This is a genomic window from Streptomyces sp. NRRL S-337 (genome assembly GCF_000720175.1).
Lineage (GTDB): Bacteria > Actinomycetota > Actinomycetes > Streptomycetales > Streptomycetaceae > Streptomyces > Streptomyces siderophoricus.
The window spans coordinates 1-22,301 of the sequence record NZ_JOIX01000108.1 but is presented as its reverse complement, the minus strand read 5'-3'; the positions used below and the strand labels follow the sequence as shown (position 1 = coordinate 22,301).

Below are 22,301 nucleotides of genomic sequence, written 5' to 3'. Positions count from 1 at the left end.
ACTGGTCACACTTCCGCAGACGCAGCCAAGCCCGAGCCCGCCACTGCCACTACCAACGCCGAGGCCACAACCCCCACATGCGGTTGCAGTATTAGGGGGCAGTCGAACAGATCCCGTAGGGGATGCGCGGGCCCCTGCGTGGCCACAACGCCAAGGGCGCAGCGGGTTATTCCGCCACCGGAGGCTTATTCCCCCACCCCCTGCACGTCCCCCTCACGCGCACCGCAGCGCCCACCGCTCACGCCCACCGCTCACACATACCGCTCCAAGATCGAGGACTCCGCCAGGCGGGAGAGGCCCTCGCGGACGGAGCGGGCGCGGGCCTCGCCGACGCCGTCGACGGTCTGGAGGTCGTCGACGCTGGCGGCGAGGAGTTTCTGCAGGCCGCCGAAGTGGTCGACGAGGCGGTCGATGACGGTGCCGGGGAGGCGGGGGACCTTCGCCAGGAGGCGGAAGCCGCGCGGGGAGACGGCGGAGTCGAGGGTCTCGGGGGCGCCGCTGTAGCCCAGCGCGCGAGCCACGTTGGGGAGTTCGAGGAGTTCGGCGTGGGTGAGGGAGTCCAGCTCGGCGAGCGCCTCGGAGACCGTGCGGGCGCGCTTGGCGGTGGGCTCGGGGACGTAGTCGCGGACGACCAGTTCGCGTTCCGGTTCGACGCCGGCGATGAGCTCTTCGAGCTGGAGGGAGAGCAGCCGGCCGTCGGTGCCGAGTTCGACGACGTATTCGGCGATCTCGGTGGCGATGCGGCGGACCATTTCCAGCCGCTGGGCGACGGCGGTCACGTCCCGTACGGTCACCAGGTCCTCGATCTCCAGGGCGGAGAGGGTGCCGGCGACCTCGTCGAGGCGGAGCTTGTAGCGCTCCAGGGTGGCCAGGGCCTGGTTGGCGCGGGAGAGGATGGCCGCGGATTCCTCCAGGACGCGGCGCTCGCCGTCGACGTAGAGCGCGATCAGCCGCATGGACTGGCTGACGGAGACGACGGGGAAGCCGGCCTGGATGGAGACGCGCTGGGCGGTGCGGTGGCGGGTGCCGGTCTCCTCGGTGGGGATGGAGGCGTCGGGGACGAGCTGGACGCCGGCCCGGAGGATCTTGGTGATGTCCTTGTCGAGGACCAGTGCGCCGTCGAGTTTGCACAGCTCGCGAAGGCGGGTGGCGGTGAATTCGACGTCGAGGACGAAGCCGCCGGTGCACATGGACTCGACGGTCTTGTCGAAGCCGAGGACGATCAGGCCGCCCGTGTTGCCGCGGAGGATGCGCTCCAGGCCGTCGCGCAGGGCCGTGCCGGGGGCGACGGCGCTCAGCGAGGCGCGCATCAGGCTCTCGGTGCCGGATCCCCCGCCGGACCTGCCGGGAGTCGATGCCCGGTCGTTGGCTGCCACTGCACTCCTCCGTCGCACGGTCTGTCGGTCCGCGGGCCGCCCGGCCCTTGCTGTGGTTGATGCATCAGCCTGTGGTTGACGTACCAGCGGAGCGTACGTGGCCGACAGGCAATTCTGCGGTGACGGGCGAGACCAGGGCAAAGTCTACCGGCGCACACCCTCCTCCTGTGGGGCCTCCCGGCGTACGCGCTTGGGCAGGACGGTGAGCGCCTGTCCGACGTCGGCGACCTCCAGGACCCGCATGCCGTCGGGGATCTTGCCGGGGTCGGTGGGGACGAGGGCGTGGGTGAAGCCGAGCCGGGCGGCTTCGGAGAGCCTGCGCTGGACGCCGGTGACGCGTCTGACCTCGCCGGCGAGGCCGACCTCGCCGATGGCGACGAGGTTCTTGGGCAGCGGGGTGTCGCTGGCGGCGCTGGCGAGGGCGAGGGCGATGGCGAGGTCGGCGGCGGGTTCGGTGAGCTTCACGCCGCCGACGGTGGCGCTGTAGATGTCGCGTTTGCCGAGGGCGCTGATCCGGCCGCGCTGTTCGAGGACGGCGAGCATCATCGAGACGCGGGAGGTCTCCAGGCCGGAGGTGGTGCGCCGGGGTGAGGGGATCTGGGAGTCGACGGTGAGTGCCTGGACCTCGGCCACGAGCGGGCGGCGGCCCTCCAGGGTCACCGTCAGGCAGGTGCCGGGGACCGGTTCGGCGCGGCGGGTGAGGAAGAGGCCGGAGGGGTCGGCGAGTCCCGTGATGCCTTCGTCGTGGAGTTCGAAGCAGCCGACCTCGTCGGTGGTGCCGTAGCGGTTCTTGACGCCGCGGACGAGGCGGAGGCGGGCGTGCCGGTCGCCTTCGAAGTGGAGGACGACGTCGACGAGGTGCTCCAGGAGGCGGGGGCCGGCGATGGCGCCGTCCTTGGTGACGTGGCCCACGAGGAGGGTGGACATGCCGCGTTCCTTGGAGGCGCGGATGAGGGCGCCGGCGACCTCGCGGACCTGGGCCATGCCGCCGGGGGCGCCGTCGATCTCGGGGGAGGCGACGGTCTGGACGGAGTCCAGGATCAGCAGGGACGGCTTGACGGTGTCGAGGTGGCCGAGGACGGCGGAGAGGTCGGTCTCGGCGGCGAGGTAGAGGTGGTCGTCGAGGGCGCCGATGCGGTCGGCGCGGAGCCGGACCTGGCTCGCGGATTCCTCGCCGGTGACGTAGAGGGTGGGGTGGGCGGCGGAGGCGGACTTGGCGGCGGCGTCCAGGAGGAGGGTGGATTTGCCGACGCCGGGCTCGCCGGCGAGGAGGACCACCGCGCCGGGGACCAGGCCGCCGCCGAGGACGCGGTCGAGCTCGTCGACGCCGGTGGTGCGGGCGGTGGCCTGCTTGCCGTCGACCTGGCCGATGGGCAGGGCGGCGGTGGTGACCCGGCCGGGCGCGGTGGTGCGGACGGCGGGGGTGCCGCCGAACTCCTCGACCGTGCCCCACGCCTGGCATTCCGGGCAGCGGCCGAGCCACTTGGCGGTGGTCCAGCCGCATTCGGTGCAGCGGTAGGAGGGGCGTTCCTTGCCCGGCGCTTTACGAGTTGCCATGGGGGTCACGGTAGCGGCGGGGTCTGACAGCGCCGCGCCCGCCGCCGGGGCCCGGCACCCCTCGCCCCCCTCGGCTCCCGTCCCCTGTAGCCCCCGTCCCCCTCGCCCCCCGCCGCCTCGTTGCTCCGACCGGGTGGCGCACGCCGCGTGCGCTTTGAGTGCCGCTGCAGGTCCGTGTCCCCTTTTGAGGGAGATGGTCACCCGTAAGGGTTAAAAGTGGTCCGGGAGAGTAAGTCCGGCTGCATCATCCGCCTACCGTCGCCGGGGTGATGAGCAGCAGGCCCGAGCACCCCACGCACTCCACCGGCGTACACCGGTCGCGCGGCGACGACCGGCGCCGGAGCCGTCCGCAGTCCGCCCAGCCGTCCTCCCGGCCCCTCCAGCCGCCCGCCCCGGGTGCCCCGGACGAGCCCGGTGACGGCTATCAGCCGTATCTGGACGGCCTGTTCACCTACTGCCTGTCGGTGCTGTGCGAGCACGACGCGGCGACCGCGGTGCTCGGCGAGACGCTGGCGCTCGCCGAGCGGCACCACCACCGCCGCCCGGCCGACCCGGCGCTGCACCGCGCCTGGCTGTACGCGCTGGCCCGCTGGGCATGTCTGCGGCGGCTCGCCGAGCGGACCGCCACCGGCTCCGGCTCCCGCTCCGGCACCCGTTCGGGCGTCGGCACCGCCACCTCCACGGTCCCCGCCACCGGCATCGGCACCGCCACCTCCACCGGCCGCGCCACGGGCACCGGTCCGGCGGCGCCCCGCGAGGGCGAGCGGCGGCAGCGCGAGCTGGCCGTGCTGGCCTGGCCGGAGGCCGCGGGCACCTCTCCCGGGCAGCGAGAGGCGCTGGAGCTCTCGGTGCGGCACCGGCTCTCCGCCGACGAGGTCGCCGCGGTGCTCGGCGCCGACCCGATCGCCACCCGCGCGCTGCTCGCCACCGCCTCCTGCGAGGTCGAGCGGACCCGGGCGGCGCTGGCCGTCGTCGAGTCCGGCCGGTGCAAGGAGGTGGCGCAGCTGGCGGGGGACAGCAAGCTGCTGCTGGGGGCGGCGCTCAGCCGGGAGCTGGTGCGGCACGTCGACGACTGCGCGACCTGCCGGCGGACCGCGGAGCGGGCCACCGCGCCGGGGCCGTGGCCGGGCACCGCGCCGGCGGCCCGGGGTTCGCTGCCGCTGGTCGCCGCGCCGCAGGAGGCGGTGCTGGGGGCGCTGGCGGCGGCCCGGCGGTCCCGTACGGGCCGGGCCGACGGCCCCGCCGCGGCCGGACGCCGCGGCCGGTCGGGCGGGACAAACGGTTCTCCTCGCTACGACCGCGACGGTTTCCCGGTGGGCCCGCCGCCGGACCGCTCGGCCCGGCGGCGCAGGCTGCGCGCCCGGGCACTGACCACGACGGTGGTCGCCACGGTCATCGCGGCGCCGGTGCTGGCCCTGTGGGCGGCCTACCGCGGGGCGCCCGCCACGGGGGAGACCGTGGCGGACGGCACGCCCTCGGTGACGGCGAACGACACGGACGCCGGGGCGCGGCTGGGCGGCGGGTACGAGAACGCCGGCAACGCCAGGACCACGCCGTCGCCGGCCACCCGGAGCGACGGCCGGACGCCGGACGTGTCGGTCGCGGTGATCGGCGCGGACGGCACCCCGCTGCGGCCGGGCGAGGCGGACCGTACGGCGACGGGCCCGGGGCGGCTGACGATCGCCGCGCAGCCCAGCGGCGGCACGACGGCGATCACGATCAGCGCGTCCGGCGGCGAGCCGGTGCACTGGACGGCGACGCCGGGCGCGGCATGGCTGCAGATGAGCCAGACGGCGGGCTATCTGCGCCCCGGGCAATCCACGACGGTCACGGTCTACGTCGACCACGACCGGGAGCCGGCGGGCCGCTGGCGGACCCGGATCGCCATCCACCCGGGCGGCACCGCGGTCACGCTGGAGGGCTACGGCGGCACCGGCCCGGCGACCGGACCGCAGGGCCCGTCGCCGGCCGGCCCGTCGCCGTCGCGTCCCCCGCACACGCCGACGCCCACGGATCCCACCCCTACGGCTCCGGCACCGACCCCGTCGCGGACGAGCCCGACGCCCGGCCCCTCGGACCCGTCGCCGACCCCGTCGCCGAGCGGCCCCACGGCGACCTCCGGGCCGACGCCCTTCAAGCCGTCGGACACCCCGTCGCACACGACCCGCCCGGCCCGCTGAGCGGCGGACCGGGCGGGGGGCGGCGGTGGTTCCGGTGGGGCTACGGCCGGGGGTCCGCCGGGTGCGGGGCCATCGGCAGCTGCGCCGCCAGCCGCTGTTCGCACAGCTCGGCGAGCTTGGCGTAGCCCTTCTTGCCCATCAGCTCGGTCAGTTCCGGCTTGTACGAGACGTAGACCGGTTCACCCGCGCCGTGCGCCGAGGTCGCGGAGGTGCACCACCAGTGCAGGTCGTGGCCGCCGGGGCCCCAGCCGCGCCGGTCGTACTCGCCGATGGTGACCTGCAGCACCTGGGTGTCGTCGGGCCGGTCGATCCAGTCGAAGGTGCGCCGGACCGGCAGCTGCCAGCAGACGTCGGGCTTGGTCTCCAGCGGCTCGCGGCCCTCGCGCAGCGCGAGGATGTGCAGCGAGCAGCCGGCGCCGCCCTGGAAGCCGGGGCGGTTCTGGAAGATGCAGGAGCCCTGCCAGCGGCGGGTCTGCCGTTCGCCGTCGTCGTCGACCTCGACCCAGCCGCTCTCGGTGCCCACGTCGTGGAACTGCCACAGGTCGGGCGTGAGCCGCGCCACGTGCTCGGCGACCCGCTTCTCGTCGTCGTCGTCCGAGAAGTGCGCGCCGAGCGTGCAGCAGCCGTCGTCCGCCCGGCCGGCCTGGATGCCCTGGCAGCCGCTGCCGAAGATGCAGGTCCAGCGGGACGTCAGCCAGGTCAGGTCGCAGCGGAAGATCTGTTCGTCGTCGGCCGGGTCGGGGAAGGTGACCCAGGCGCGGGCGAAGTCGAGTCCGACCTCGTCGGCCGGGGGCTGGTTCCCCTCGGCCGCCTGGGCGCGCCGCTTTTCTGCCTTCTTCGGCGCTTTTTCGTGCTTCGCCTTTTTCGTCTTTGCCACGGGTCCAGCGTACGGCGCGTTCCGCGGCACCCGGAGAGGCCGGGGGCCCACCGCGCCGACGAGCCCCGCCGGGCCTCGCAGTAGGTTTCCCCGTATGAGACTCGGTGTCCTCGATGTGGGTTCGAATACGGTCCATCTGCTGGTGGTGGACGCACACCCCGGCGCGCGGCCGTTGCCCGCCTACTCCCACAAGGCGGAACTGCGGCTGGCCGAGCTCCTCGACGACGGCGCGATAAGCGACGCCGGGGTGGAGCGGCTGGTGGCCACCGTCCTGGAGGCGCTGCAGGTGGCCGAGGACAAGGGTGTGGAGAGCGTGCTGCCGTTCGCGACGTCCGCGGTGCGGGAGGCGTCGAACGGGGAGGACGTGCTGCGCCGGGTCGCCGAGGAGACCGGGGTGGAGCTGCAGGTGCTCTCCGGTGAGGACGAGGCGCGGCTCACGTTCCTCGCCGCCCGCCGGTGGCTGGGCTGGTCCGCGGGCCGGCTGCTGGTCCTCGACATCGGCGGCGGTTCGCTGGAGATCGCCTACGGCCTCGACGAGGACCCGGACGTGGCGGTGTCGCTGCCGCTGGGCGCCGGCCGGCTGACCGCGGCCGGGCTGCCCGGGGATCCGCCCGATCCGGAGGACGTCCGCACGCTGCGCCGCCGGATCCGGGCCGAGATCGCCCGCGTGGTGAGCGAGTTCAGGCGCTACGGCACCCCCGACCAGATCGTCGGCACGTCCAAGACGTTCCGGCAGCTGGCCCGGATCGCCGGTGCCGCCCGCTCCGCCGAGGGCCTCTACGTCCAGCGCGAGCTGACCCGCAAGAAGCTGGAGGAGTGGGTGCCGAAGCTGGCCGGGATGACCGCGCGGGAGCGGTCCGAGCTGCCCGGGGTGTCCGAGGGCCGGGCGCGGCAGCTGCTGGCCGGGGCGCTGGTCGCCGAGGCGGCGATGGACCTGTTCGGGGTGGAGACCCTGGAGATCTGCCCGTGGGCGCTGCGCGAGGGGGTCATCCTGCGGCGGCTGGACCACCTGCCGTAGGTGTCCCGGCCCCCCTGCCGTCGGTGCCTTGGCCGCTTGCCGTAGGCGGGTGCCCCCCTCGGGTCCGGCCGGGCCGGCGCGGTGGTGCGTAGGGCGGCTGCGGCGGTTGCCGGACCGCCCCGGGCCGCGGGCGGAGGCGAAGACACGCACGTGAGACTCGTCACGCCGCCGATCAGCCCCGTCACCTGCGTACCCCCCGCCCCACAGGCCACAACGGCTGACGCGAGGGGCCCGGGCCTCCCGCACCGCGCACAGCTCCGGCCCTTACGCTGTCCTTCGTGACAGAGCCAGTGGTGCGCATCCCGGATGCGAAGGTCGCGCTGTCCACGGCCTCGGTGTATCCGGAGTCGACGGCGACGGCCTTCGAGATCGCCGCGCGCCTCGGCTACGACGGCGTCGAGGTCATGGTGTGGACCGACCCGGTCAGCCAGGACGTCGAGGCGCTGCGCCGGCTCTCCGACTACCACGGCGTGCCGGTCCTGGCCGTGCACGCGCCCTGCCTGCTGATCACCCAGCGGGTCTGGTCGACCGACCCGTGGGTCAAGCTGCAGCGCGCCCGCAACGCCGCCGAGAAGCTCGGTGCCTCCACCGTGGTCGTGCACCCGCCGTTCCGCTGGCAGCGCAGCTACGCCCGGGATTTCGTCCGCGGGGTGTGGCGGATGGCGAACGAGACGGACGTGCGGTTCGCCGTCGAGAACATGTACCCGTGGCGCTACCGGGACCGCGAGATGCTGGCGTACGCCCCGGACTGGGACCCCACCAACGACGACTACCGGCACTTCACCGTCGACCTGTCGCACACCGCGACGGCCCGCAACGACGCGCTGGACATGGTGGAGCGGATGGGCGACCGGCTGGCGCACGTCCACCTCGCCGACGGCAACGGCTCCGCCAAGGACGAGCACCTCGTACCGGGCCGCGGCAGCCAGCCCTGCGGCGAGGTGCTGGAGCGGCTGGCCGCGAACAACTTCTCCGGCCACGTGGTCGTCGAGGTCAACACCCGCCGGGCGATGTCCGCCGCCGAACGCGAAGCCGACCTGGCCGAGGCGCTGGCCTTCACCCGGCTGCACCTGGCCTCGCCGACCTGGGTGCCGGGGTCCTGACCGGGTCTCCTGCCGGCCCGCGGAGAACACGGGCAGAAACGGTCCGCCCGGAACGTGCCGCAGGGGCCGGCCGGTCGCCGTCCGCACTCCGGTCACCCGTCTCACATACCGGAGTCGGTGTCCGGATCTTGGATCAAGAGCGTAACCTCGGGATCAGCTGCGGTATGCCGCCGCTGTACGGCTGAACGTACGTATCCCGAGGGAGTGACCATCGTGCCCGAGCTGAGGTCCCGCACCGTTACCCACGGCCGCAACATGGCGGGCGCCCGCGCCCTTATGCGCGCCTCGGGCGTAGCGGGCGCGGACATCGGCCGCAAGCCGATCATCGCCGTGGCGAACTCCTTCACCGAGTTCGTGCCGGGCCACACCCACCTCCAGCCGGTCGGCCGGATCGTCAGCGAGGCGGTCAAGGCGGCCGGCGGCATCCCGCGCGAGTTCAACACCATCGCCGTCGACGACGGCATCGCCATGGGCCACGGCGGCATGCTGTACTCCCTGCCCTCCCGCGACCTGATCGCGGACAGCGTGGAGTACATGGTCGAGGCGCACTGCGCCGACGCGCTGATCTGCATCTCCAACTGCGACAAGATCACCCCGGGCATGCTGAACGCCGCACTGCGGCTCAACATCCCGACCGTCTTCGTCTCCGGCGGCCCGATGGAGTCCGGCCGCGCCACCCTCGTCGACGGCACGGTCCGCACCCTCGACCTGGTCGACGCGATCTCGGACGCGGTGAACGACAAGATCTCCGACGCGGACATCCTCCGCATCGAGGAGAACGCCTGCCCGACCTGCGGTTCCTGTTCCGGCATGTTCACCGCCAACTCGATGAACTGCCTGACCGAGGCCATCGGCCTCTCCCTGCCGGGCAACGGCTCGGTGCTGGCCACGCACACCGCCCGCAAGGCGCTGTACGAGAAGGCCGGCCGTACGGTCGTCGAGCTCACCCAGCGCTACTACGAGGGCGGCGACGAGTCGGTCCTGCCGCGCAACATCGCCACCTTCGAGGCGTTCGAGAACGCCATGGCCCTGGACATCGCCATGGGCGGCTCGACGAACACGATCCTGCACCTGCTCGCCGCCGCCCAGGAGGCCGGCGTCCCCTTCGGCCTCGAAGCGATCGACGCCGTCTCCCGCCGCGTCCCCTGCCTGGCGAAGGTGGCTCCCAACGTCGCCAAGGACCGCACGTACTACATGGAGGACGTGCACCGCGCCGGCGGCATCCCGGCCCTGCTCGGTGAGCTGCACCGCGCCGGCCTCCTCAACGAGGACGTGAATTCCGTCCACAGTCCGTCGCTCGCCGACTGGCTCAAGACCTGGGACGTGCGCGGCGGTTCGCCGTCCGCGGAGGCCGTCGAGATGTGGCACGCGGCTCCCGGCTGCAAGCGCTCCGCCGAGGCGTTCTCCCAGTCCGAACGCTGGGAGGCGCTGGACGAGGACGCCGAGGGCGGCTGCATCCGCTCGGCCGAGCACGCCTACTCCAAGGACGGCGGCCTCGCGGTCCTCAAGGGCAACCTGGCCGTCGACGGCTGCGTCGTGAAGACCGCCGGCGTCGACGAGTCGATCTGGACCTTCGAGGGCCCGGCGGTCGTCTGCGAATCGCAGGAACAGGCCGTCGAGAAGATCCTGAACAAGCAGGTCAAGGACGGCGACGTGGTCGTCATCCGCTACGAGGGCCCCAAGGGCGGCCCCGGCATGCAGGAGATGCTCTACCCGACCTCGTACCTGAAGGGCCGGGGCCTGGGCAAGACCTGCGCGCTGATCACCGACGGCCGCTTCTCCGGCGGCACGTCCGGCCTGTCCATCGGCCACGCCTCCCCCGAGGCGGCCGGCGGCGGCACGATCGCCCTCGTCGAGGACGGCGACCGGATCCGCATCGACATCCCGAACCGCACGATCGAGCTGCTGGTCGGTGAAGAGGAGCTGGCGGCACGCCGGGAGGCCCTCGGCGGCGTCTACGCCCCCAAGAACCGCGAACGCAAGGTCTCCGCGGCCCTGCGCGCCTACGCCGCGATGGCCACCAGCGCGGACAAGGGCGCCGTCCGGGACGTGAACCTGCTGGGCTGAGGCCCCGGCGCCGCTGCCCGAAACGGAACCGGCCCCCGTCGCTTGGCGACGGGGGCCGGATTGCGTGGCTCGCGTACCGCTACAGGCCGCCGTCCTTCACCGCCGTGACGAACGCGGCCCAGGCCGCGGCGGGGAGGACCAGCGCCGGGCCGTGCGGGTCCTTGCTGTCGCGGACGGGGACGAGGGGGGCGGGGAGGTCGTCGGCGATTTCGAGGCAGGCGCCGCCGTCCGAGTTGCTGTAGCTGGACTTGCGCCAGGTGACGGTGCTCAGGTCGATGGCTCGCACGGCACTTCCTCCAACATCCGCATGACGAATTTCCGCGATGCGACCGGGCTCAACGCCAGGTCGCGCACCGCATCGTACGCGCGTTGCAGACGCTCAACCGCACTGGTTTCCTCGATGAGTTCACCGCGGTGGGCGTTCTCGGTGTAGGCCACGGTTCGGCCGTCCGGCAGTCGGAGAAACATCACCGTGGTGCTGTCCAGCCCGTAAAGCCCAGCGCTGAACGGCAGGACGTGCAGCGTGATGTTCCTGCGCTCGGAGGTTTCGATCAGGTGCTCCAGCTGCTTACGCCACTGCTCGGTGTCTCCCAGGGGTGTGCGCAGCACCGCCTCCGACAGGATCGTGCGGAACCGTGGCGCATCATCGCCGTCCAGCAGGGTCTGGCGACCGATACGTGCTTCGACCTGTCGTGTCAGCTCCACACCCGTAGTGCCTCCGGCTGCGAGCAACTCCCGCGCGTAACCAGGCGTCTGGAGCAGGCCGTGAATGGTGCTGACCCCGTAATGCCACAAGCTCACCGCCTCCGCCTCCAGCGCCATGTAACGCCGGTACCGCTCCTTGAACTGCGTAGGATCCCCCGCCGCCAACTCCCACAGCGTCAGCAGCAGTCCAGGTGTGCCGTAGTGCTGGTCCAGGGCCTGGACGACCTCGGGGCTGCCGAGGGTCTGGCCGGATTCCATTTTGCCGAAGAGGGACCAGTCCCAGCCGAGCGTCTCGCCGAGCTGGCGGAGGCTGTCGCCGTTGCGGGTGCGCAGTAATCGCAGCTCCTCCACGAAGCGTTGGCGCGGCTCCTGGCTGCGGCCGGTGACCGCTCGTCTCGGCGGCATGGCGACCTCCTTCGTGGAAGGTGTGGAACTAGCGTCACGGCGCGGCGAAGTACGCCCGGCAAGGGGCATTCGCGCCCTTCTCCGCATGCATCCTGGTGAGGGTTGGAATACGCAGAGTAGTCGCCCTCCGGGGTTCCGGGCAGGCGAACGACAGAAGGGCTGGTTGGTCAGGATGACCGCGGAACGGATCACGGCGAACGCGGCGGCGGAAGCGGCGTGCGACGAATTGATGAGGGCGCTGGCGCGGACCGGGATCGTGCTGCCGTCGCTGAGCGTCGACCCGGTGTCGTACAGCTACCAACACCCGCGTCCGCTGATCGAGTTGGGGCGGTGCAATCTGGAGACGACGTTCAAGCTGATCGCGGCGTTGAGGAAGGCGGCGGGGCGGTGAACGGTCCGACCGGGCGCTCCTCCGGGCAGCCGTCCCCGCGTCGCGTGCCGCTCCCGCGGCACCGGAGTCCGTACGCCTACGACGCGGTCAGCGGGCCGATGTTCATCGACACCGCGCTGCGGACCGTGCGGCCCTACCAGTTGGACGGGTCCTTCAGCGGGGCGGAGAACACCGTGCCGTCGGGGGCCGCCGCGTAGATCCGGCCGCGGCGGGCGTCGGTCCAGGGGGCGGGGACCGTCTCCAGGTAGCCGTTGCTGCGGGTGCCGGACAGCCGTGGCCGGGTCTGGCCGATGACCCCGCCGTTGGCGGTGTCGACGGCGATCAGCCGGCCGTCGGCCGCGCTGAAGAACAGCCGGCCGCCGCTCACCACCGGCACCGACCCCCGGCTCACCGACGTCTCGGTGTACCAGTGGTGTGCTCCGGTGGCCTGCAACGCACCGCCCTCGCCCAGCAGGTACACCGTCTCGCCGTGCACGACGGCGGAGACCTGGTCCGGTGAGCCGGTCACCGGCAGCGTGCGGGTGTGGCCGGTGACGGGGTCGTACCGGAGGACGCCGGTGGTGCGGTACGACAGCTTGGGGTCGGTGACGGTGAGGAACAGCGCTCCGGAACCGCCCGTTCCGGCCCGACCTGTTCGGGCGGGACCGGACGTGCCGGCCGGTCCCGCCGGGGTGAGGAGGCCTGGCAGCCGGTGTGCCCAGCGGACCGTGCCGGTGGCCGGGTCGATGGCGGTGACCTGGGAGTGGGTGCCGTCGGCGGTGGGCTCGGCGGCGTACGCGGTGCGCGGCGCGCCGGCGAACGCCGTGAACAGCGGCAGTTCGTGGCCGGCGAAGCGCTTGTGCCAGCGCTGCCGGTGGGTGGTGCTGTCCAGCGCGGTGACCGTGCCGTCCGAGGCGGTCAGCAGCACGCGGTCGCCGATGACCGCGGCCCCGCCCTCGTAACCGGAGACGTCCTTGCTCCAGCGGGTGGCGCCCCGGCCGCCGGGGGAGGGGTCGAGGGCCGAGAGCCGTTTGCCGTCGGCGGAGAAGACGTAGAGCAGCCCGCCGGAGAGCACGGGCGCGGTCGGGGTGGTGGCCTGTTTGCCGGCGGGGGCGCCGGTGCGCCGCCAGGCCACATGGCCGGTGTCGGGGTCGAGCCGGGCGGCGGAGAGCCCGGACTGGCCGCAGAAGACGGCGCCGGAGCCGCCGGTGCAGTACGCCATCTCGGCGTCATGGCCCGGGGGCCGCTGGAGGAGTGTGGTCCGCCAGGGGCGGGCGTCGCCGGTGGCGGTGCGGGGCGCGTGGGTCTGGAGCGCGGGGTCCTCGCCGGAGCCGGGGGCCAGGAGCCGGATGCCGGTGAAGACGGCGGCGACGGCGACGGTCACGGCGAGGGCCACGGCGGTGAGCGGGGCGCGGCGCTGGGGGCGGCCGGAATTCGGCCCCTCCTGCCGGTGGGCGCCCTCCGGCGGCCGGGGCGGCGCTGGTGAGCCCGGTGGTGCGGTGGTTCCGGTCGGTGCGGGCGCCTCCGGTACCGCTGGGGGTACGGGGGCGGCGCCCCGTATGTGCGTGGTCTCCGCCCGCGAGGGGCCGGCCGCGGCCCGTACCGCCCCGCCGCGCTGCTCGGGAATGCGCGGGCCCGGACCGCTCGGACCCAGACCCCGGCCAGGATTCGGAAGGTTCGGGCCCGGATCCGGTATCGAGCCCGGATCCGACATCGGGTCCAGATCCGGTATCGGGCCGGGGGACTGCGGTGACAGCAACGGCGCACCCGAGGGCGGCGCACCCCGCGTCCCGGCCTCCCCGGCGCCCCCGGGCGGCACGCCCGCCGCCGATCCCGGCAGCGCGCCCCGCACCGCACCGGCCACCGCGCCCGGCACCGGGTCGTCCTCCGGCGCGTCGGTCTGCAGCAGCTCCATCAGGGCGTCCGGCGTCGGCCGGTCCGCCGGGTCCTTCGCCAGGCAGCTCTCGATCAGCGGCACCAACTCCCGCGGTACGCCCGCGAGATCGGCGTCGTCGTGCACCACCTGGTACGCGACGATGTACGGGCTCTCCGAGTCGAACGGCCCGCGCCCGGTGGCGGCGTGCACCAGCACCGAGCCCAGCGCGAAGACGTCCGCCGCCGGGCCGACCTCGCGCGGCCGCTGGAACTGCTCGGGCGCCATGAACGGCGGCGTACCGATCAACTTGCCGGTCTCGGTGCGCATATCGCTGTCGGACGGGCGCGAGATGCCGAAGTCGATGACTTTCGGCCCGTCCGCGGCGAGCAGCACGTTCCCCGGCTTCAGATCGCGGTGCACGACCCCGGCGCGGTGGATGTCGCGCAGTGCCTCGGCGAGTCCGGCGGCCAGCCGGCGCACCTCGCCGGGGGTCAGCGGGCCGTTCCGCTTCACATGGTCGGAAAGCGTCGGGCCGGGAATGTGGAGGGTGGCCATCCAGGGGCGTCCGGCGTCCGGGTCGGCGTCCACGACGGGGGCCGTGAAGGCCCCGCTGACCCGGCGGGCGGCCGCCACCTCCTGCCGGAACCGCCCCCGGAACTCCGGGTCCTGGGCGAATTCCGCATGGATGACCTTGACCGCGAGCGACAGTCCGGAGGAGGAACGGGCCAGATGGACCACGCCCATACCGCCGGCCCCGAGCCGCGCTTCCAGCCGGTATTTCCCGGCGTATTCCGGACGCTCCGCTTCCGGGCCGATGCCGGAATCGCGCAGCGCTGGCATGGTTCCACCCCCGTGTCATTCCCCGTGCCAATCGGTCGCAGGTGCGACGCGCGGAGCCTAGTCGATGGCACGTACGAAAGCGCTGAGGCTTGCTAGCGTGCGCGTGGCACGGCCGGCACTGCTGGGCGTCGTAGAACCGGTTGGGCATCGCTGGGCGTCATAGAACCCGTCCGGCACTGCTGGGCGTGGTACCACCGGCCCGGCGCCGCCGGCCGGAGAATCGTCAACGGGGGAATGGACATGACGACGACGCAGGAATCCGAATCCGTGGAACCGGTCGACGACGGCCAGGTGCTCGCCGCAGCCGGGCTCACCTATCCGATCGCGCCCGGCTACCGGGTCAAGGTCCGCAAGGGCCCCGGCACCGACTACCCGGTCGTCCGGCGGCTGGCGGAGGGCGCGCGGATCGAGATCCGCTGCCAGCGGCACGGGGAGCGGGTCAGCGGCCCGTACGGCACCTCGGACATCTGGGACAGCATCGGCCCCGGCCAGTACATCTCCGACACGTACGTGCACACCGGCAGCGACGGCATGGTCGCGCCGCGCTGTATGGGGTGAGGGCGTGGGGTGGGGTGGGGTGCGGTGGCAGGGGGGCTTGCTGTGTGGCGTGAGCGTCGTGGGGCGTGCGCCCTGAATGGGCTGAGTGTCGTGGTGCGTGTGTGCCGCGTGGGCTGAGCGTTGTGGGGCGTGTGTGCCGCGTGGGCTGAGTGTCGTGGTGCGTGCGTGCCGCGTGGGCTGAGTGGGCTCCGCGTTCCGTGATGCGGGCCCGGGGATAATCGGTGCCATGAGCGACGAGCAGACGCCGCCCCGCGGCCGTGCGGACGCCGGCGGGCCGGAGAGCGACGGCCCGCAGCCGGAGCCGATCCGTTTCTTCGGCACCACCTGGGTCCACCACGACGGCGGTTACGCGCTGCGCCGGGCCGGCGTCGCGGTGGGCTCGCTGGCGCTCGCCGCGGCCGGGGCGGTCGTGCTGCGCTTCGCGTTCCAGGGGCTGGAGATCGCCGCGGTCGGCCCGTTCGTCGGCATCCTGGTGGTCGCCGGTTTCGCCATCTGCAGCGCGCTGGCCTTCCGCCGCACCTGGGACGGTTTCGTACGCCGCCCCGGCGCGCCGGGGGCGGGCGCGGCGGACACGTCGGGGCAGAGCCTGATGCTCATCGGCTTCATCGGGTCGCTGCTGGCGTACTTCTGCCGCAGCCTGGTCGAGGCCCCGGGGGAGCGGCTGCACCGCGCCGAGTACGCCGCGGCCCGCGAGCGCCACGAACGCCGCCGCGGTACCCGTACGGGCAACCCGGCAGCCCGAAAGTCCAAGAGCCCGAAGCGGCCCAAGAACCGCCACTGAGAGGCAGGGGCAGGGTCGGCGGCCCGGGGTCGCCAGCGACGTGGCTCTCCAGTTCCAGTTCCTGCTCCAGGTCCAGATTCCGTTCCTGCTCCTGTTCCCGTTCCTGCTGCTGCAGTGGCAGGTCCGGCCGTAAGCCCCGCCAACCGGGCGGGGCTTGCCGGCCGGCCCGGCATGGCGCCGTACCGGGGCGCGGTGTGCCCGGATGCTGAGGGCCTCTGAGCCACGCAGGAGAGACCATGGGCGACCACTTCGGCCTTCAAGAAGCCCGGCGAACGGCCTCGGTCGGCGCGAGCCGCGACACTCCCGGTCAGCCGGGGGTCATCGGCATCGCGCTCGCCGCCGTGCTCACGGCCGCACTGGCGCAGGGGTCCTGGCAATGGTTCGCCACCTACATCGGGGTGACCCTCCTAGCGGTGGTCTTCTCCTTTCAGCGACTGCCGACACAGACGCCCGGAACTGCGTACCTGCGGAACCTGGTGGCGTATTCGCTGGTCGTCGGCCTGTGCGTGGCGATCACCCTGGCCCCTATGCTGCAGCGCTGGTCATGGCTGTTCCCGATGCCGGGCACACGTGCCGCGTGTCCTGCGCTGGGCAGGTACGAGGCCATCCGGGCGGAGGCCGCGCTCGCGCACCTGGCCGGTCGCGACGGCGCCGCCCTGGCTCACGCGCAGACAGCCCAGAGCCATGCCGCCGTTGCCGACTGCCTGTCAGCCACCACGACGCTGTGGCTGCCTGTGTACGGGGCCGGGGCGGCCGTAGTGGTGGGCCTGGGCGCATGGTCCCTCGACCGGGCTCGGACGAGGAAGGGAGCGGCCACGAGCGCCCGAAAACGGTGACGACGGGGTGACTTCGAGGGGGTGACTTCGGAAGACGCCCCTCCTCGGAAGCCGCCCCTTTCTTGAGATTGGCCCCTGCCTGGCGGGCCCTTGCTCAGGCCGCGCCCCTTCACCCCGCTGGCGGCCCGGAACACCCTTCGCCCCGCCCGCGGTCCGGAATACCCTTCACCCGCCAGCGTTGTGGAATGCAAGGGGCGCGCCCCTCCCCTACGGGATCTGTTCGACCGTCCCGTAGGGGCACCGACCGAGCGGCACCTGCTCCGCGGCACCCGCTCACCGGCACCCGCTCAGCGCCACCCACCGCTTCCCGTACCGGGTCGCTCAGTTCTCCCCCCTACCCCGCCGCTCAGTCCCTCCCGTACCGGGCCGCCATCGCCGCGAACACCTCTCGCGGCTCCCAGTGCGTCTCGTCGAGCATCGTCACCACTCCGTACGACGTGAGGTCGGCGCCCTTACGGGTGTTGAACGCGGCGAAGGTGAACCAGAGGGCGGTGTCCACGCCCTCCTCCTCGAAGACGTCCAGCAGCTCGCCGAAGTAGCGCACCTGCTCGCCCTCGTCCGGCACCGCACCCGCCGGCGGCTGCCAGGCCAGCCCGCCCCGCTCGCCCGCGCCCCGGTAGGCGCAGGTGCCGAATTCGGTCACCGCGACCGGCTTGCCGTGCGCGAAGTGCTCGCGCACCTCCTCGCGGAACCGCCCCGCGTTGTACGCCGCCCGGTACGCGTCCACGCCCACGAGATCGAACGGCCGCCAGTCGACCTTCTCCCAGGGGCCCGAGGCGTAGGTGATCCGCCCGCCGAAGCGGCCCCGCACCAGCTCCGCGACCTCGGCGAGGAAGGCGTTGAGCCGCTCCTGCACCGGCCCCAGCGACATCCACCAGTCCCGGTCCCCGGTCACCATGGCGTCCAGCCGGTCGCCGTACTTCTCGCCGGGGATGAAGCCCGAGCAGAACGCGCTGATCTCGCAGCCGGCGACGAACACCACCGCGGCCCCGCCGGCCCGTACGGCCTCGGCGCGGTCCGCGCAGTCCGCGAAGAACGTCCGCAGCTCCGCCGGCTCCAGGTCCACCGGGAACGGCGCGAACCACACCTCAAGTCCGGCCTCCGCCGCGCAGCGGGCGGCCACGCTCAGCCGCTCCGGATCGCCGCCCGATATCCGCACCGCGTCGCAGTGCAGGTCCCGGGCGATGACCGCCATGTCCTTGCGGACGGCCCCCTCGGCGAAGCTCTTCCGTGAAAGGTCCTCACCGGGAAGGAACCCGGTGTCGTAGTTGATTCCCCGTGCGCGCATGATCTGTTCGGTGTCCCCTCGGGTCATGGTGCGTTGTGTGCGTTGTGTGCGTTGTGTGCGCTGTCCACGCCGTCTACGCCTTTAGACCGCGTACGCGCTTTCTGCGCCGTGTGTGCTTTCTGCGACGTGTGGCGCTCGCTAGCTACGCTGCGTATGCGCTCGCTACGCCGTGTGTGCCGTGTGCGTCTCAAGGCCGTCCGCCAGCAGGGAGAACGCCAACTCGACGTCCTCGGCGAGCTGTTGGCGGGCGCCGTCCAGTGAGGTGCCGTCGGCCAGTCGGCGGAAGAACGCCTCCTGGAGCGTGACCAGCGACGCGCTGATCTGAGCCGCCATCAGGACGGCGACCATCTCCCCCCGCCCCCCGGCGTCCCGTTCCCCGCCTTCCTCCCCGGCCGCTACGGCCTCCGCCTTCAAGGCCTCGGCAAGCTGCTGCCGCTGCTGGTAGAGCAGGGCGTTGGCGGCGGTGCTGAGGGCGGGGCTGTCGAAGATCACCCGGATCCGGGAGACCAGCACCTCGGGGTCGAGCCCGGTCATCGGCCCGGCCGCCAGCGCCCGGAAGTGCGCCCGGAGCGCCTCCAGTGGCGACTGCCCGGCCGGCCGCCGGGTGACGATTCCCGCCAGGTCGTCGTCCCCGACGCCCTGGAGGGCCAGCGACTCCTTCGTCGGGAAGTACGCGAACAACGTCGCCTTGGCGACCTCGGCGGCCTCTGCGATCTCGTTGACCGTCACCGCCTCGAACCCGCGCTCCGCGAACAACCGCCAGGCGACCGCCGCGATCCGCTGCCGCGTCTGCGCCTTCTTCCGCTCCCGCAATCCAGCCATGACAGGACTATAACCAGACCGAGCCTGAAAGTGAACCCGGTATGGTTTTCTGCTCCTGGCGGCGACCTGGCGGCGACCTGGCGGCGACCTGGCGGCGACCTGGCGGCGACCTGGCGGCGACCTGGCGGCGACTCCTGAGGGTGACTGCGTGTCGGTGGCTGCCGGTTTTCGGCTGCCCGTTTTTGCGAAGCGGCGGCGCGGCGGGTCGGCCACGCGGCAGCATTCCCGTATGACCGGCACCCCGCACCCGCCTGTGCAGCCGCCGCCCCCGGGCAGCCTCGCCCGCTCCTTCGATGCCGTGGCCGGGCAGTACGCGTCCGCCCGGTCCGGCTATCCACCGGCCCTCTTCGCCGCGATCGAGGAACTGGCCGGACGGTCGCTGGCCGGGGCACGGGTGCTCGACGCCGGGGCGGGAACGGGCATCGCGACCGGCCTGCTCATGGCGCGTGGCGCGCGGGTGACCGCCGTGGAACCGGGCGCCGCCATGGCCGCCGAACTACACGCCGCCCATCCGGACGTCCCGCTCGTCCGCGGCGTCGGTGAGGCGCTCCCGTTCTCCGCCGACGCGGGCTTCGACCTCGTCGGCTACGCCCAGGCCTGGCACTGGACCGACCCGGCGCGCTCCGCCCCGGAGGCGCTGCGCGTGCTGCGGCCCGGGGGCGCGCTCGCGCTGTGGTGGAACGTCCCCGACCCGGACGTCGCCTGGGCCGCCGAACAGGAGGCCAGGCTCGCCCGCCGGCTCCCCGGCTACCACGCCCACCCGGTCGCACCGGAGGCCCCCGACCTGCTCCGCGGCCTCGGCCTGGGCCTGCACCCGGAATGCCGCGTGCTGCACTGGACCCGGCGGGTACCCCTCGACACCCACCTCGCCATGCTCGGCAGCCGCTCGTACTTCGCCGCCCTCGGCCCGACGGCCGCCGCCCCCGTCCTGTCGGCCGAACGGGCCGCCCTGCTGGACGTCTTCCCCGACGGCACGGTCGAGGAGGCGTACGCCCTCGACCTCACCGTCGCCCTCCGCCCACCGGAGTAACACCCGGCCCCGCCACGTCGTCCTTAGGGGAGGGCCACCAGGGGCGATCCCGGCCGGGCGCCCGTCCCCGACCAGGAGTGAAGGCGTCACCGCCCCTGCTCCCACCCCCTACGCTCCACCCGCCGCTTCCTCACCCTCACGGCCCGCCACCCGGCCGCGGCCCGCCTGATCCCGAACGTCAGTCAGGGGGAGGCGGGCACGAGGAGTCGCACATAGGGGTCACACATAGGAGTCACACGAAGGAGTTACACGAAGGAGTCACACGAAGGAGTCACACGAAGGAGTCGCACGTCGGCAGGCGGCGCCGAGCCGCTTCGACGGTGCGCTCACACTGATGCGCCCAGACCGGTGCGCTCACACTGGTGCGCTCAGAGCGGCGCCCTCAGAACACCCGTTCCGGCTTTCCCTTCCCGTACAGCCACGCGTCGAAGAGGGGCTTCAGATCCACATTCGTGCGCGCCTGGCAGAAGGCGATGAAATCCTTCGAATCGGCGTTGGAGTAGCGGTACTTGGCCGGCCAGTCCTTGAGGATCCCGAAGAACGTCTTGTCACCCACGGCCTTGCGGAGTTGCTGGAGCAGCATCGCGCCGCGCTCGTAGACGGCCGTGCCGGTGACGTTCTTCGCGGCGCCCGGGCGGCCGGGCGGGAAGTCCCAGCGCTCGTTGTGCGGGTCGTCCTTGTAGAGCGCGTCGAACTGCTGCTGGGGCGTCTTGCCGCCCTCGTGCTCCTCCCACAGCCACTCGACGTAGGTCGCGAAGCCCTCGTTGAGCCAGGTGTCCTGCCAGGTCTTCGGCGTCACCGAATCACCGAACCATTGGTGCGCCATCTCGTGCACGACGGTCACGGTGTCCGGCGCCCCGGCGTAGACCGGTTTGGTCTGCGACTCCAGGGCGTACCAGTCGATCCGCGGCGGGGTGTGGTCGACGATCGCGCCCGCCGAGGAGAACGGGTACTTCCCGAACAGCCCGCTCTCCCACTTGATGATCTCCGGCAGCCGGGCCAGCGGCTCCCGGCTCGCCGCGGCCTCCGCCGGGTCCACCGCGACGTACAGCGGCAGCCCGCCGGGCGTGCGGGAGGTGTGGACCTCGAACGTGCCGATGGTGGCGGTCGCCAGATAGCTGGCCATCGGCTCCGGGTTGTGCCAGGTGAACGTGGCCTTCCCCTTGGACACCTTCTCCGAGCGCAGCTCCCCGTTGGCCACGGCCGTGTAGCGCCGCGGAACGGTGAGCCGGAAGTCGTAGGTGGCCTTGTCCTCCGGGTGGTTGTTGCCGGGGAACCACGTCATCGCCCCGGCCGGCTCCCCCGACACGAACGCCCCGTCGGACGTCTTGACCCACCCCTCCGTCGACCCGTCCGGGTCCTTCAGCTCCCGCGGGGTGCCCGCATACTCGACGGTGGTACGGAACTGCGTGCCCTTCGCGATCCCCACCGGCGGCCGCACCGTGAGCTTGTGGCCCTTGCGGGAGAACGACGCGTCCTTGCCGTCGACGCGGACCGCGGACACCCGCAGTCCCTCCAGGTCCAGCTTGAAGGAGCGCAAGTCCTGGGTGGCCCGGGCGGTGATCTCCGCCGTCGCGTCCAGATGCTTCCGCCGGACGTCGTAAGCCAGGTCGAGGCCGTAATGCCGTACGTCGTAACCGCCGTTCCCGAGCGCCGGGAAGAGCGGGTCGCCCACCCCGCCGCTGCCCGCCACCCCGGTGGCGCTCAGGGCGGCACCGGTGCAGGAGGACAGCAGCAGGGCGACGGACAGGGCAGCGGTCGCCCCGCAACGACGAAGGGGCCGGCGGTTCACAGCACTCCTTGGGGGTCAGCGGTCACCAGCCCTCCGACCCTACGGTCATTTCCGCCGTAACGCCGCGCTGTTGCTGTAAGGCCCGTTCGATGCCGTAAGCCCCGCGGCAGGCGATAACGGCCGGCGATAACGGCCGCCGGGGCCGACGGGCCTACGGGCCTACGGGCTTGGGGCTGCAGGCCCGTAGGCCTCCCGGGCCCCGGGCTTACGGCACTCCGGGATTCCGCACGACCCACGGGCCTCGGGCCCTACGGCTCGGGCCCTACGGTGCGACGGACGGTGTGGTCCGCCGCGCCGTCCCGTCCGGCCCGCGGCGCTGCTCCTCCCAGTTGCCGAGCGCCGCCGCACACGCATGGTCGAGATGGCGCAGCCCGGACAGATCCAGCTCGATCTCCCGGTCCCGGGGCAGCGCCTCCAGCTGGTCGAGCAGCTTCGGCAGCCGCAGGAACGTCGCATGGCCCACGGCCCGAACCCGGATCGCCCCGCTGCCCTCCAGGCCGGTCACCTCCAGGTGCACCTGCGAGGTCTCCCACGCCGACTTGGCGACGGCCAGCAGCAGCCCGAGCAGCACCCCCTCGAACATGTTGGTGGCCACGATCGCCACCGCCGTCGCCGCCAGCACCACGGCCTCGCCCCGGTGCTCCCGCCACAACGGCCGCCACGTCCTCACCGGCAGCAACTTCCAGCCCGCGTGCACCAGAACGGCCGCGAGTGCCGCGATCGGGACGATGCCCAGCGCGGCCGGGAACGCCGCCGCGAACACCAGCAGCCACACGCCGTGCAGCACCCGCGACGCCTTGGTCCGCGCCCCCGCCTGCAC

Annotated in this window: 19 protein-coding genes; 9 read left to right on the top strand and 10 right to left on the bottom strand. The window is 72.9% G+C overall.

Translation table 11 applies throughout. From position 1 onward, the window contains the following. Positions 1–251: 251 nt before the first annotated feature. A complete protein-coding gene (gene disA, locus IG62_RS0138150; protein WP_030814846.1) occupies positions 252–1,376 on the bottom strand; it encodes a DNA integrity scanning diadenylate cyclase DisA in 1,125 nt (374 codons plus the stop codon). Between the two features lie 144 nt (positions 1,377–1,520). Then, positions 1,521–2,933, bottom strand: coding sequence for a DNA repair protein RadA (gene radA / locus IG62_RS0138145; RefSeq protein WP_030814843.1), 1,413 nt, complete (start codon positions 2,931–2,933; stop codon positions 1,521–1,523). A gap of 269 nt (positions 2,934–3,202) precedes the next feature. Here radA and IG62_RS0138140 point away from each other — a divergent pair, with 269 nt between their 5' ends. Continuing rightward, positions 3,203–5,113, top strand: a complete 1,911-nt coding sequence (locus tag IG62_RS0138140; RefSeq protein ID WP_030814841.1) for a BACON domain-containing protein — start codon at positions 3,203–3,205, stop codon at positions 5,111–5,113. A gap of 40 nt (positions 5,114–5,153) precedes the next feature. On the opposite strand, the gene IG62_RS0138135 is transcribed toward IG62_RS0138140, so the two are convergent. After that, positions 5,154–5,990, bottom strand: coding sequence for a hypothetical protein (locus IG62_RS0138135; protein WP_030814838.1), 837 nt, complete (start codon positions 5,988–5,990; stop codon positions 5,154–5,156). Between the two features lie 94 nt (positions 5,991–6,084). On the opposite strand from IG62_RS0138135, the gene IG62_RS0138130 reads away from it, so the two are divergent. The 3 genes from IG62_RS0138130 (at position 6,085) to ilvD (ending at position 10,178) form a co-directional block, all read left to right on the top strand. Continuing rightward, the gene (locus tag IG62_RS0138130; protein ID WP_030814835.1) at positions 6,085–7,008 is read left to right on the top strand and encodes a Ppx/GppA phosphatase family protein; all 924 of its coding nucleotides are present in this window, start codon (positions 6,085–6,087) and stop codon (positions 7,006–7,008) included. A 278-nt stretch (positions 7,009–7,286) separates the two neighbouring features. Beyond that, positions 7,287–8,111: a sugar phosphate isomerase/epimerase family protein gene (locus tag IG62_RS0138125; protein ID WP_199812581.1), complete on the top strand. Its 825-nt coding sequence runs from the start codon at positions 7,287–7,289 to the stop codon at positions 8,109–8,111. A 213-nt stretch (positions 8,112–8,324) separates the two neighbouring features. Continuing rightward, the gene (gene ilvD, locus IG62_RS0138120; RefSeq protein ID WP_030814828.1) at positions 8,325–10,178 is read left to right on the top strand and encodes a dihydroxy-acid dehydratase; all 1,854 of its coding nucleotides are present in this window, start codon (positions 8,325–8,327) and stop codon (positions 10,176–10,178) included. A 79-nt stretch (positions 10,179–10,257) separates the two neighbouring features. On the opposite strand, the gene IG62_RS0138115 is transcribed toward ilvD, so the two are convergent. Beyond that, positions 10,258–10,464: a DUF397 domain-containing protein gene (locus IG62_RS0138115; protein WP_030814825.1), complete on the bottom strand. Its 207-nt coding sequence runs from the start codon at positions 10,462–10,464 to the stop codon at positions 10,258–10,260. After that, positions 10,446–11,288, bottom strand: coding sequence for a helix-turn-helix domain-containing protein (locus tag IG62_RS0138110; protein WP_030814823.1), 843 nt, complete (start codon positions 11,286–11,288; stop codon positions 10,446–10,448). The genes IG62_RS0138115 and IG62_RS0138110 overlap by 19 nt, the downstream gene beginning before the upstream one ends. A gap of 172 nt (positions 11,289–11,460) precedes the next feature. Here IG62_RS0138110 and IG62_RS0138105 point away from each other — a divergent pair, with 172 nt between their 5' ends. Continuing rightward, positions 11,461–11,679: a hypothetical protein gene (locus tag IG62_RS0138105; protein ID WP_030814821.1), complete on the top strand. Its 219-nt coding sequence runs from the start codon at positions 11,461–11,463 to the stop codon at positions 11,677–11,679. A 133-nt stretch (positions 11,680–11,812) separates the two neighbouring features. On the opposite strand, the gene IG62_RS0138100 is transcribed toward IG62_RS0138105, so the two are convergent. After that, entirely contained in the window at positions 11,813–14,374 is a 2,562-nt protein-coding gene (locus IG62_RS0138100; protein WP_030814812.1) for a serine/threonine-protein kinase, read from the bottom strand. A 240-nt stretch (positions 14,375–14,614) separates the two neighbouring features. Here IG62_RS0138100 and IG62_RS0138095 point away from each other — a divergent pair, with 240 nt between their 5' ends. From IG62_RS0138095 to IG62_RS0138080, 3 genes are all read left to right on the top strand, one after another. After that, positions 14,615–14,932 carry a peptidase gene (locus IG62_RS0138095; protein ID WP_030814809.1) on the top strand — a complete coding sequence of 106 codons (318 nt, stop codon included), beginning with the start codon at positions 14,615–14,617 and terminating at the stop codon, positions 14,930–14,932. Between the two features lie 226 nt (positions 14,933–15,158). Next, positions 15,159–15,713, top strand: coding sequence for a hypothetical protein (locus IG62_RS0138090; protein ID WP_030814806.1), 555 nt, complete (start codon positions 15,159–15,161; stop codon positions 15,711–15,713). A gap of 236 nt (positions 15,714–15,949) precedes the next feature. Continuing rightward, entirely contained in the window at positions 15,950–16,549 is a 600-nt protein-coding gene (locus tag IG62_RS0138080) for a hypothetical protein (RefSeq protein WP_030814803.1), read from the top strand. A gap of 346 nt (positions 16,550–16,895) precedes the next feature. Here the strand turns inward: IG62_RS0138080 and IG62_RS0138075 are convergent, their stop codons facing one another. Both IG62_RS0138075 and IG62_RS0138070 read right to left on the bottom strand, forming a co-directional pair. Further along, positions 16,896–17,837 (bottom strand): hypothetical protein, encoded by a 942-nt coding sequence (locus IG62_RS0138075; RefSeq protein WP_030814801.1) that lies wholly within the window; start codon positions 17,835–17,837, stop codon positions 16,896–16,898. Between the two features lie 162 nt (positions 17,838–17,999). Next, entirely contained in the window at positions 18,000–18,659 is a 660-nt protein-coding gene (locus tag IG62_RS0138070; protein ID WP_030814796.1) for a TetR/AcrR family transcriptional regulator, read from the bottom strand. A gap of 229 nt (positions 18,660–18,888) precedes the next feature. Here IG62_RS0138070 and IG62_RS0138065 point away from each other — a divergent pair, with 229 nt between their 5' ends. Further along, entirely contained in the window at positions 18,889–19,689 is an 801-nt protein-coding gene (locus IG62_RS0138065) for a class I SAM-dependent methyltransferase (protein WP_037840338.1), read from the top strand. Between the two features lie 382 nt (positions 19,690–20,071). On the opposite strand, the gene IG62_RS0138060 is transcribed toward IG62_RS0138065, so the two are convergent. Beyond that, positions 20,072–21,481, bottom strand: a complete 1,410-nt coding sequence (locus IG62_RS0138060) for a M1 family metallopeptidase (protein WP_030814791.1) — start codon at positions 21,479–21,481, stop codon at positions 20,072–20,074. Between the two features lie 262 nt (positions 21,482–21,743). Further along, the coding region (locus IG62_RS0138055) for a SulP family inorganic anion transporter (protein WP_037840337.1) at positions 21,744–22,301 on the bottom strand (558 nt) is incomplete at its 5' end.

Coding starts and splice junctions, on each gene's coding strand:
- IG62_RS0138100 (WP_030814812.1), bottom strand. CDS start 14,374: ATGCCAGCGCTGCGCGATTCCGGCATCGGCCCGGAAGCGGAGCGTCCG.
- IG62_RS0138140 (WP_030814841.1), top strand. CDS start 3,203: ATGAGCAGCAGGCCCGAGCACCCCACGCACTCCACCGGCGTACACCGG.
- IG62_RS0138105 (WP_030814821.1), top strand. CDS start 11,461: ATGACCGCGGAACGGATCACGGCGAACGCGGCGGCGGAAGCGGCGTGC.
- IG62_RS0138065 (WP_037840338.1), top strand. CDS start 18,889: ATGACCGGCACCCCGCACCCGCCTGTGCAGCCGCCGCCCCCGGGCAGC.
- IG62_RS0138095 (WP_030814809.1), top strand. CDS start 14,615: ATGACGACGACGCAGGAATCCGAATCCGTGGAACCGGTCGACGACGGC.
- IG62_RS0138090 (WP_030814806.1), top strand. CDS start 15,159: ATGAGCGACGAGCAGACGCCGCCCCGCGGCCGTGCGGACGCCGGCGGG.
- IG62_RS0138110 (WP_030814823.1), bottom strand. CDS start 11,288: ATGCCGCCGAGACGAGCGGTCACCGGCCGCAGCCAGGAGCCGCGCCAA.
- IG62_RS0138070 (WP_030814796.1), bottom strand. CDS start 18,659: ATGGCTGGATTGCGGGAGCGGAAGAAGGCGCAGACGCGGCAGCGGATC.
- IG62_RS0138130 (WP_030814835.1), top strand. CDS start 6,085: ATGAGACTCGGTGTCCTCGATGTGGGTTCGAATACGGTCCATCTGCTG.
- IG62_RS0138075 (WP_030814801.1), bottom strand. CDS start 17,837: ATGCGCGCACGGGGAATCAACTACGACACCGGGTTCCTTCCCGGTGAG.
- radA (WP_030814843.1), bottom strand. CDS start 2,933: ATGGCAACTCGTAAAGCGCCGGGCAAGGAACGCCCCTCCTACCGCTGC.
- IG62_RS0138080 (WP_030814803.1), top strand. CDS start 15,950: ATGGGCGACCACTTCGGCCTTCAAGAAGCCCGGCGAACGGCCTCGGTC.